This window comes from Actinomadura miaoliensis (assembly GCF_039536785.1).
Lineage (GTDB): Bacteria > Actinomycetota > Actinomycetes > Streptosporangiales > Streptosporangiaceae > Spirillospora > Spirillospora miaoliensis.
This window is the reverse complement of sequence record NZ_BAAAZG010000071.1, coordinates 1-10,450: the sequence shown is the minus strand read 5'-3', so window position 1 is coordinate 10,450 and position 10,450 is coordinate 1. Positions and strand designations below refer to the sequence as shown.

Below are 10,450 nucleotides of genomic sequence, written 5' to 3'. Positions count from 1 at the left end.
GTCCATGCCCGCAGGTGGCCGTGGCGTTGCCGTGGGGGGTGGAGGCGGGGTCGCGGGGGTGGTGGGGATCGTTCGGGATTTCCGAACTGTGATCTAGGACTCGGGGGTGTCGGGGGCCGGTGGGGCGGTTTCGGCGGTGCCCGCGGCGGGCTCTTCGGCGGGGCGCGTCCCGGGGGCGGGGGGCGTCCCGGGGGTCGAGGGCGTCTCGGGGGCCGGGGCGGGGTGGGCGCCCTTGGCCGGGCGGCGGCGGCGCATCGGGGGGGTGACGCCCTCGGCGAGGCGGCGGGCGGTCACCAGGAAGCCGGTGTGCCCGACCATGCGGTGGTCGGGGCGGACGGCCAGGCCGTCGACGTGCCAGGACCGCAGCAGCGTCTCGAAGGCGTAGGGCTCGGCGAACGAGCCGTGGGCGCGCAGGTCCTCCACCACGCGGGACATCTGGGTGGTGGTGGCGATGTAGACGCAGACGAGGCCGCCGGGGATGAGGGCCTTGGCGACGGCGTCCAGGCATTCCCAGGGGGCGAGCATGTCGAGGACGACGCGGTCGACCTCGGTTTCGGTGAGGGCGTCCTCGAGGGCGCCGACGGTGAGGCGCCAGGCGGGGTGGGGGCCGCCGAAGAACCGTTCGACGTTGGCGCGGGCGATGTCGGCGAAGTCGGGGCGGCGTTCGTAGGAGGACACCAGGCCGTGTTCGCCGACGGCGCGCAGCAGGAAGCAGGTGAGGGCGCCGGAGCCGGCACCGGCCTCGACGACGCGGGCGCCGGGGAAGATGTCGGCCATGGCGACGATCTGCGCGGCGTCCTTGGGGTAGACGACGGCGGCGCCGCGGGGCATGCGCAGGGCGAAGTCGGCGAGCAGGGGGCGGAAGGCGAGGTATTCAGTGCCGCCGGTGCTGCGGAAGACGGTGCCTTCGGGGCTGCCGATGATGTCGTCGTGGGCGATGGCGCCCTTGTGGGAGTGGTACTGCTTGCCGGTCTGGAGGGTGATGGTGTTGACGCGGCCTTTGGGGTCGGTGAGCTGAACCTGGTCGCCGGGGCGGAAGGGTCCGTGGGGGACGCGGCCGGTGGCCGGGCCGTCGGGGCCGTTGACGCCGTCTGCGCCGTTCGGCGTGGGTTCGCTCATGGTGGTCAGGTTATCGGTGTGCGGGGTCCGCTCAGGCCACGCGGAAGGCGCGCGAAGGGGCGGTAGGGGCGGGCGGGGGCGGTCTCGGTGGGGGTGTTTCAGACTCCGGCGAAGGCGCGGTCGACGTCCGCGGCGACCAGGACGCCGTAGACGCGTCCGTCGGTGTCGAGGAGCAGGTATTCGGAGGCGGGGGCGCGGCGCAGCGCGGCGATGAGGTCCTCGCCGGTGAGGTCGGCGGGCAGGGTGAGGTCGGGTTCCAGGCCGCGGGACAGGTCGCCGATGGAGATCCAGGGGCGGCGTTGTTCGGGGGTGGCCTGCACGGCCTTCTCGTTGACCAGGCCGCGGGGGCGGCCGTCGCCGTCGACGACGACGAGGGCGCCGGAGTGGTCGTGGTGGGCGCGGCGGACGGCTTCGGAGACGGGGGTCTCGGCGGTGACGAGGGTGGCGCGGCGGGCCAGGCGGCGGGCGTCGAGCAGGGGGATGCGGTCGCGGACGCGTTCGGCGCGGATGGCCTGGCCGGCGCCGACCCAGATGAAGGAGGCGATGAGGGCCGACCACAGCAGGCCGAGCCAGCCGAAGCCCGCGCCGCCGGTGCCGTCGATGCGGTAGGTGGCGATGAACGCGCCGGCGAGCAGGCACAGCACGGCGACGCCGCGGCCGACCCAGCCGGCGAAGACGGCGCCGTTGCGGGAGCGGCCGGTGAACTTCCACACGGCGGCGCGGACGAGGCGGCCGCCGTCCAGGGGCAGGCCGGGCAGCAGGTTGAACAGGCCGACGAGCAGGTTGGCGAAGGTGAGGGCGTCGACGAGCAGCAGCCCGACGGGCGGCAGGGGCAGCAGCAGGTGCGCCAGCACGCCGAGTCCGGCCAGTACGAGGTTGACGAGGGGGCCGGCGAAGGCGATGAGGAACTCGCGGCCGGGTGTGGGGGCCTCGCGTTCGATGGAGGTCTCGCCGCCGAGGATGTGCAGGGTGACGTGGCGGACGGGCAGGCCGAGGCGCAGGGCGGTGACGGCGTGGCTGAGTTCGTGGACGAACACCGAGCCGTACAGCAGCACGGCGTAGGTGAAGGCGACGGCGAAGCTGGCGGGGCGGGAGACGACGCCGTTGACCTGGCCTTCGAACATGATGGTGACGACGATGGCCACCAGGAACCAGCTGGGCGAGACGAACACCGGCACGCCGAACAGGCGTCCGATGAAGAGGCCGGGGCCGGCGTCGCGGCGGCCGCCGCCGGGGCCCGCGGTGTCGCCGGTGTCGGTCTTGCCCTCGGTCTGGGGTGCGCTGTCTGCCACGTTCTCGATGCTACGGCCCTCGCGGCGCCGATTGCGTGCCAGGCGGCCGGGGGTGCGGGTGCCGGGAGGGTCCGGTGGGGGCGGGTGCGTGACCTGCGGGGGCGGTGGGCGGGTGTGGCCGGGTGGCGCGGGCGCGGCGGTGGGTGAGGCCGCCGGGGGTGCGGGATTTCGTCGGGGGCGTCCCCTACGCTCTGGGCTATGACGACCGCCGAGGCCGATCGCCCAGCCAGCTCGCAGACTTCCGGGGTTCCGCCGGCGCCGCGGCGCGCGCCCGACCGGGAGGCGGGCGGGGACGTGGCGGTGGTGGGTTCGCTGTCGCCGTCGCGGGCGGGTGACTTCATGACGTGTCCGCTGCTGTACCGGTTCCGGGTGATCGACCGGATTCCGGAGCGGCCGAGTCCGGCGCAGGTGCGGGGGACGCTGGTGCACGCGGTGCTGGAGAAGCTGTTCGACCTGCCCACCGAGGCCCGTACGGTGCAGGCCGCGGTGGACATGCTGGTGCCGCAGTGGGAGCGGCTGGTGGCCGAGGAGCCGGAGCTGGCGGAGTTGTTCCGTGCCGCGGCGTCGGCCGGCGACGGCGACGCGCCCGCTGACCCGTCCGGTGGCCCGTCCGGTGATGCGTCCGCTGCCCCGTCCGGCGATGCGTCCGGTGGGGCGTCCGGTGGGGCGGGGGGTGAGAGCGAGGCGGTCTGGTTGGAGCAGGCGCGCCGCATGGTCGAGCGGTACTTCACGCTGGAGGATCCGCGGCGGCTGGAGCCGGCCGAACGCGAGGTGTTCGTGGAGACGGTGCTGGAGTCGGGGCTGCGGCTGCGCGGGTTCATCGACCGGGTGGACGTGGCGCCGTCGGGTGACGTCCGCATCGTCGACTACAAGACCGGCACGGCGCCGCGTGCCGACTTCGAGGCGCGGGCGCTGTTCCAGATGAAGTTCTACGCGCTGGTGCTGTGGCGGCTGCAGGGCCGGGTGCCGCGGTTGCTGCAGCTGATGTATCTGGGCAACGGTGAGATCCTGCGGTACGCGCCGGACGAGGCGGATCTGCGGGCGACCCAGCGCAAGGTCGAGGCGTTGTGGCAGGCGATCCGGCGGGCGATGGACACCGGTGAGTGGCGGCACCGGCCGAGCCGTCTGTGCGACTGGTGCGACCACAAGGTGCGCTGCCCGGAGTTCGGTGGTACTCCCCCGCCGCTGCCGACGGCGCCGGTGGGCCGTCCCTCCCCCGCCGACCTGGAGTCGTCGCTGCGCGAGCACGGCGATCTGTGACGCGGGGGGCCTGCCGGCCGGGTGGGTGCGGCGGGCGCCGCGTGTCGGGGTCGGCGGCAGTGGTGGTGTGCCTGCCGTATGCGGTGGGTGAGGTGGGCGGTTCATCCTTGGGGAGGACGGCGAATCCGCGTGCAGGATGGCTCGGCGGCGGGCGCGGGCTCCTAGGGTGAGAGTCGTGTCACCCCGCATCCGTGGACTTCGCAGCTGTCGTGCCTGGCTGCAGGCGCGTCCGCAGGCGGCCGACGCGCTGCTGGCGGTCGTTCTGCTGGCGGCGGGGTTGCCGCAGTTGTACGTCGAGCGGCTGCCGCCGGAGCTTAGCGACGCGTTCGCCGGGCCGGACGCGTTGCAGCTGGTCCTGGTCGCGGCGGCGGCGATGGCGTTGACGTTCCGGCGGACGCATCCGCTGACGACGCTGTGCTTCATGTCGGCGGTGCAGGTGTGGCTGGGGCTGGGGCACTACCGGCCGAGCGTGCCGGACGTGGTGGCGTTCCTGATCGGCGTGTACAGCGTGGCGGCGCATCGGGCTTTGGCCCGCAGCTGCCTGGGCGGGTTGCTGGCGCTGGTGGTGTTCAACGGGTTGCTGATCAGCTATCCGGTCGATCTGGGGTTGCTGACGTACCTGTCGGACAACGGGCTGCTGGTCGGGGTGTGGGTGCTGGGCCGCAATCTGCGGGTGCGGCGGGCGTACTACGCCGAGCTGGAGGACCGGGCGGCGCGGCTGGAGCGGGTGCGCGGCAACGACGCGCGGGCGGCGCGGGTGGAGGAGCGGTCGCGGATCGCGCGGGAGCTGCACGACGTGGTGGCGCACCATGTCAGCGTGATGACGGTGCAGGCGGGTGCGGCGCGGCGGATTCTGGATCGTGATCCGGGCAGCGCGCGGGAGGCGATGACCACGATCGAGGAGGTGGGGCGCACCGCGTTGAGCGAGATGCGCCGGATCGTGGGGGTGTTGCGGACCGAGCGGGACGGTGAGCAGGAGGGCCGGGAGCTGGTGCCGCAGCCGGGTCTGGGCGATCTGGGTGAGCTGCTGGACAACGTGCGGGAGACGGGCCTGTCGGTGCAGCTGTGGATCGAGGGTGAGGCGCGGACGCTGTCGCCGGGGGTGGACGTGGCGGCGTTCCGGCTGATCCAGGAGGCGCTGACCAATACCCTCAAGCATGCCGGGGCGCAGGCGCGCGCGTGGGTGCGGCTGTACTACACCGATGAGGACCTGACCGTGGAGATCGAGGACGACGGGCGCGGCACCGCTACGATCATGGCCGACAACCGGGACGAACCGGGGCACGGTCTGGTCGGGATGTACGAGCGGGTCGCGTTGTACGGCGGTGAGCTGCGGATCGGGCCGCGGGTCGGGGGCGGTTTCGGGGTGCGGGCCCGGTTTCCACTGAAGGCGTAGATTGGTCGGCGGCGTGGCGGGGACGGCGTCCCCCCATGTCACCCATCGGACGGCCTCGGGCGGCCGCGTGGTCGTGGCCGGGGGACGGTGCAGGGGCCCGGCGCTGAGCGCGCCGGGCGGCGAGGCGAGGAGCGGGTGGATGAGCCGGAGCCGGCACGCGGGACGCAGGGTCGGGGCGAGGTCATGAGCGCGGTGCGGGTGCTGCTGGTGGACGACCAGCCGCTGCTGCGGACGGGGTTCCGGCTCATCCTGGAGGCGGAGGCCGACATCGCGGTGGTGGGTGAGGCGGGTGACGGTGCCGCGGCGGTGGAGCTGACCCGGTCGCTGCTGCCGGACGTGGTGCTGATGGACATCCGCATGCCGGGGACGAACGGGATCGAGGCGACCCGGCGGATCGTGCGCGACGGCGCGGCCTCGCACGATCCGAAGGTGCTGATCCTGACGACGTTCGACCTGGACGAGTATGTGATCGAGGCGGTGCGGGCGGGGGCCAGCGGGTTCCTGCTGAAGGACTCGCCGCCGGAGGATCTGGTGCAGGCGATCCGGATCGTGGCGGCGGGTGACGCGATCGTGGCGCCGAGCGTGACGCGGCGGCTGCTGGACAAGTTCGCGACGCGGCTGCCGGCGGTGCACGACGCGGCGCCGCCGCCGGGGCTGGACACGCTGACCGAGCGGGAGCGTGAGGTGCTGACGCACGTGGCGCGTGGGTTGTCGAACGCCGAGATCGCCGCGGAGCTGGTGGTCAGTGAGACCACGGTGAAGACGCATGTGGGGAACGTGCTGGCGAAGCTGGGGCTGCGGGACCGGGTGCAGGCGGTGGTGTACGCCTATGAGACGGGGTTGAGCCGTCCCGGGCAGAACTGAGCGCGCCCCGGCGGCGGTGGGGCCGCGGGGCGGTTCGTGCCGGGGGTTCGGGCGGGCCTCCGGCGGTGGTTCGGGCGGGGTCGTCCGCCCTTGTGGGGCGGGTCGTGCGGGGGTGTCGCCGCAGGTCGGCCCGGTCGTCCCCGGCGGTCACCCTGAGGTGCGCCCTGAGGTGCGCCCTGAGCGGTCCCTGTCCTGTGGCCGGGGGTCCCCTACTCCGGTAGGACGATCGGGGGTGGAGTCCTCCTGCCGGGGGCGGAGCACCGATTCCCTGCCTGAGACTCATTTTTCGGTCACTCGCGGCATCTACTGTTCTTGTGACGGCGATCGACGGGGGAGTTCGACGCCGCCGCCGAGCCGGTCCGGCTCGGTGTCCGCCCTTCCGTTCCTTCCGATTCCGCGTTCCACTTTTCAGACAGGGGAGTTCACGTGACGAACACCGCCCCACCGACCGCCGACGCGTTCGACGCGCCCGGGGCGGGCGACTTCGCCGCACGGGCACAGCAGATCGCCAAGGTCTACGGCTCCGGCGACGCCGAGGTCATCGCCCTGGACGCGGTGACCGTCGGCATCCCCCGCGGCCGGTTCACCGCGATCATGGGTCCGTCGGGGTCCGGCAAGTCCACCCTGATGCACTGCATGGCGGGCCTGGACTCGGTGGACTCCGGGCAGGTCTACATCGGCGACGTGGAGCTGACCCGGCTGCGCGACAAGCAGCTGACCCGGCTGCGCCGCGACAAGGTCGGGTTCATCTTCCAGGCGTTCAACCTGGTGCCGACGCTGACCGCGCTGGAGAACATCACCCTGCCGATGGACATCGCCGGGCGCCGGCCCGACCGCGAGTGGCTGGACAAGGTGATCGACACCGTGGGGCTGCGGCCGCGGCTGAAGCACCGTCCCAACCAGCTGTCGGGCGGGCAGCAGCAGCGGGTGGCGTGCGCCCGCGCGCTGGCGTCCCGGCCGGAGATCATCTTCGCGGACGAGCCGACCGGGAACCTGGACTCGCGGTCCGGGGCGGAGGTGCTGTCGTTCCTGCGCGAGTCGGTGACCTCGATGGGCCAGACGATCGTGATGGTCACCCACGACCCGTCCGCCGCCGCCTACGCCGACCAGGTGCTGTTCCTGCAGGACGGGCGGATCGTCGACACCATGACCGAGCCCACCGCCGAGCGGGTGCTGGAGCGGATGAAGGGCTTCGAGCTGCCGGGAGTGGCCGCCCGATGATGGCACGGGTCACCCTCCGCAATCTGGCGGCGCACAAGATCCGCCTGGTGCTCACCGCCGTCGCGGTGATCCTCGGCGTGGCGTTCGTGTCCGGCACGCTGATCTTCACCGACACGATGAACAAGCAGTTCGACGACCTGTTCAACGGCATCGGCAAGAACGTGGCCGTGGACGTGCGGGCCAAGAAGGCCGTCGACGACCCCATGGACGACGGGTCGGGGTCCCCGCCGGTGCCCGCGTCGCTGGTGGAGACGCTGCGCAAGGTGGACGGCGTCAAGGACGTCACCGGCAACGTCACCGGGTACGCCGCCGTCGTCGGCCGCGACGGCAAGATCGTCGGCGCGGAGAGCCAGGGGCCGCCGCAGCTGGGCGTGAACTGGGTGCCCGGCGGCGACTACGACCTGACCTCCGGGCGCGCGCCCCGCGGCCCCGGTGAGGTCGTGCTGGACTCCGGTACCGCCGACAAGGCCGGGCTGCGCCTCGGCGACACCGTCAAGATCGCCACGCAGGGGCCGCCGCAGCGGATGCGGCTGGTCGGGATGTTCGACGCCGGCGGCATGATGGGCGCCACCATCACCGCGTTCGACACCCCCACCGCGCAACGGCTGCTGGGCCGCCCCGGCTACTTCACCGACATCCAGATGGGCTCGTCGGGGCCCGGCGAGGCCGAGCTGCGCGACCGGGTCGCGCGGGTGCTGCCCGCCGGGGTCGAGGCGGTCACCGGCACCCAGCTGCGTGAGGACGCCAAGAGCGACGTCGCCGGGTTCATGGATTTCTTCCGCACGTTCCTGCTGGTGTTCGCACTGATCTCGATCTTCGTCGGGGCGTTCATCATCTTCAACACCTTCTCCATGCTGGTCGCCCAGCGCACCCGGGAGCTGGCGCTGCTGCGCGCGATCGGCGCGGCCCGCCCGCAGATCACCCGCGCGGTGGTCGGTGAGGCCGTCGCGGTCGGCGTGGTCGGGTCGACGCTGGGCCTGGCGGCGGGCGCCGGGCTGGCGGCGCTGCTCAACGCCCAGTTCATGGGTGAGGACGGCGGCGGCCTGGTGTTCACCGCCACCCCGGTGCTCTGGTCGTACACGGTGGGGATCGTGGTGACCGTGGTGTCGGCGTACTTCCCGGCGCGCCGTGCCGCCAAGATCCCGCCGGTGGCGGCGATGCGCGACGACGTGGCGTTGCCGCAGCGGTCGCTGCGGATCCGGGTGGCGCTGGGGTCGCTGCTGACCGCGGCGGGCGCGGCGCTGATCGGGCTGGGCCTGGCCGGGGGCGGCGGCAACCCGGCGGTCCCGGTGGGGGTCGGGGCGCTGCTGGTGTTCCTCGGCGTCGCCATGCTCGCCCCGGTGATCAGCGTGCCGGTGGTGCGGGTGCTGGGTGCGCCGTTCGCGCGGCTGATGGGCGCGCCGGGCCGGCTGGCGCGGCAGAACGCGCTGCGCAACCCGCGGCGCACCGCCGCCACCGCCGCGGCCCTCATGATCGGCCTGGCGTTGATCACGGCGGTGAACGTGCTGGGGTCGTCGATGCGCGCGTCCGTCGACGCGCAGATCGACAAGCAGTTCAGCGCCGACTACATCGTGTCGCCGACCGGTGCGGGCGGTTTGGGCACCGAGGTCGCCGGGAAGGTCGCCGCGGCGCCGGGGGTGACGTCCGCCACGGCGTACTACCTCGGGCAGGCCAAGTTCGGCGGCGAGCGGGAGTACTACGTGGCGGGTGACGCCGCGGCGCTGTCGCGGGGCGCCAACCTGAAGATGGTGTCCGGCGGGACGGCGCTGGGCCGCGACGGGATGCTGGTCGACGAGGATGTCGCCGACGGCAACAAGTGGACGGTCGGCAGCGTCGTGCCGGTGCAGTTCCCCGACGGGAAGACCGAGCGGCTGCGGGTCGCGGGCGTGTACGCCAAGAACGAGTCGCTCGGCTCGCGGGTGGTGGCGCAGCAGACGTACCTGGCGCACACCGCCCGGCCCAGGGTGCAGGGCGTCATCATCGACGCGGCGAACTCCGACGCGGCCACCAGGCAGGCGGTGGAACGCGCCCTGGCCGACTACCCGAACGTGAAGGTGCAGGACCGCAGCGGGCTGAAGGAGGAGGCCGCCGAGCAGGTCGACGGGTTCGTGACGTTCCTGACCATCCTGCTGGTCATGTCGGTGATCATCGCGGCGGTCGGGGTGGTCAACACGCTGGCGCTGTCGGTGATCGAACGCACCCGGGAGATCGGGCTGCTGCGGGCCATCGGCATCAACCGGCGGCAGCTGCACCGCATGATCCGGCTGGAGTCGATCGTCATCGCGGTGTTCGGGGCGGTGCTCGGCATCACCATCGGCGTGGTGTTCGGCGCGGCGCTGCAACAGGCCCTCGAAGGCCAGGGGCTGACCGAGCTGAGCGTCCCCGTCGGCACCCTGGCGGTGTACGTGGTGGTGGCCGCCGTGATCGGGGTGGTGGCGGCGGTGTGGCCGGCGTGGCGCGCCGGGCGCATGGACGTGCTGAAGGCCATCTCCACCGAGTGACCCGGCGTCCCGGGGGCGGGCGTCCCGTGCGGCTGCGGCCGCGCGGGACGCCCGTTCTCATGCGGGCGCGGTCACGCGCGGCGCGGGTTGACGGCGGCGTGGACGGCGTCGCCGAGCACGTTGAACGCGATCGTGGTGGCCAGCAGCAGCCCGGCCGGCACCAGCAGGAACCACCACGCCGTCTGGTAGTAGTCCTGCGCCTCGGCCAGCATCCCGCCCCAGCTGGGCGTGGACGGGTCGGCGCCCGCGCCCAGGAACGTCAGCGTGGACTCCAGCACGATCGCCTGCGGCACCTGCAGCGACGCCAGCGCCGTCACCGGCGCCGCCAGGTTCGGCGTCACCTCCACCGCCATGATCCACAGGGGGCCGGCGCCGAGCGCCCGCGCCGCCTGCACGTACTCCTGCTCACGGATCGCCAGCACCTCCCCGCGCACCACCCGCGCCATCGCCGCCGAGGAGAACACCGCGATCACGCACACCGTCGTCACCAGCCCCCCGCCGAACGTGGTCGCCACGACGATCGCGACCAGCAGGTACGGGAAGGACAGGACGATGTCGGCGAGGCGTCCCAGCAGCGTGTCGGCGGCGCCGCCCAGCAGGCCCGCGGCCGTGCCCGCCGCCACGCCCAGCAGCGTCGCCAGCGCCGTCGCGCCCACCCCCACCAGCAGCGACACGCGGGCGCCGTAGGCGGCGCGGACCAGCACGTCACGGCCGAGGGCGTCGGCGCCGAGCCAGAACTCCCCCGACGGCGGCGCCGGCCGCCCCGAGGGGTCCAGGCCGGTCGCGGGGTAGCCGCG

Annotated in this window: 8 protein-coding genes; 5 read left to right on the top strand and 3 right to left on the bottom strand. The window is 73.3% G+C overall.

Features of this window, described 5'->3' with window-relative positions; genetic code table 11:
* Window positions 1-93 precede the first annotated feature (93 nt).
* Window positions 94-1,119, bottom strand: coding sequence for a tRNA (adenine-N1)-methyltransferase (locus ABD811_RS40440; protein WP_344958441.1), 1,026 nt, complete (start codon window positions 1,117-1,119; stop codon window positions 94-96).
* A 98-nt stretch (window positions 1,120-1,217) separates the two neighbouring features.
* On the bottom strand, window positions 1,218-2,411 hold the full coding sequence (locus tag ABD811_RS40435; protein ID WP_344958439.1) for a site-2 protease family protein: 1,194 nt from the start codon (window positions 2,409-2,411) through the stop codon (window positions 1,218-1,220).
* A gap of 339 nt (window positions 2,412-2,750) precedes the next feature.
* On the opposite strand from ABD811_RS40435, the gene ABD811_RS40430 reads away from it, so the two are divergent.
* From ABD811_RS40430 to ABD811_RS40410, 5 genes are all read left to right on the top strand, one after another.
* Window positions 2,751-3,671, top strand: coding sequence for a RecB family exonuclease (locus ABD811_RS40430; protein WP_425549510.1), 921 nt, complete (start codon window positions 2,751-2,753; stop codon window positions 3,669-3,671).
* 175 nt (window positions 3,672-3,846) lie between these two features.
* The gene (locus tag ABD811_RS40425; protein WP_344958436.1) at window positions 3,847-5,067 is read left to right on the top strand and encodes a sensor histidine kinase; all 1,221 of its coding nucleotides are present in this window, start codon (window positions 3,847-3,849) and stop codon (window positions 5,065-5,067) included.
* A 183-nt stretch (window positions 5,068-5,250) separates the two neighbouring features.
* Complete coding sequence (locus ABD811_RS40420) at window positions 5,251-5,931, top strand: response regulator (RefSeq protein WP_344958467.1); 681 nt, start codon at window positions 5,251-5,253, stop codon at window positions 5,929-5,931.
* 426 nt (window positions 5,932-6,357) lie between these two features.
* The gene (locus ABD811_RS40415) at window positions 6,358-7,152 is read left to right on the top strand and encodes an ABC transporter ATP-binding protein (RefSeq protein WP_344958435.1); all 795 of its coding nucleotides are present in this window, start codon (window positions 6,358-6,360) and stop codon (window positions 7,150-7,152) included.
* Window positions 7,149-9,653, top strand: a complete 2,505-nt coding sequence (locus ABD811_RS40410; RefSeq protein ID WP_344958433.1) for an ABC transporter permease — start codon at window positions 7,149-7,151, stop codon at window positions 9,651-9,653. The genes ABD811_RS40415 and ABD811_RS40410 overlap by 4 nt, the downstream gene beginning before the upstream one ends.
* A 71-nt stretch (window positions 9,654-9,724) precedes the next feature.
* Here ABD811_RS40410 and ABD811_RS40405 read toward each other — a convergent pair.
* Window positions 9,725-10,450: ABC transporter permease (locus tag ABD811_RS40405; protein ID WP_344958430.1), on the bottom strand; the 726-nt coding region annotated here is incomplete at its 5' end.

Coding starts and splice junctions, on each gene's coding strand:
- ABD811_RS40440 (WP_344958441.1), bottom strand. CDS start 1,119: ATGAGCGAACCCACGCCGAACGGCGCAGACGGCGTCAACGGCCCCGAC.
- ABD811_RS40430 (WP_425549510.1), top strand. CDS start 2,751: ATGACGTGTCCGCTGCTGTACCGGTTCCGGGTGATCGACCGGATTCCG.
- ABD811_RS40420 (WP_344958467.1), top strand. CDS start 5,251: ATGAGCGCGGTGCGGGTGCTGCTGGTGGACGACCAGCCGCTGCTGCGG.
- ABD811_RS40410 (WP_344958433.1), top strand. CDS start 7,149: ATGATGGCACGGGTCACCCTCCGCAATCTGGCGGCGCACAAGATCCGC.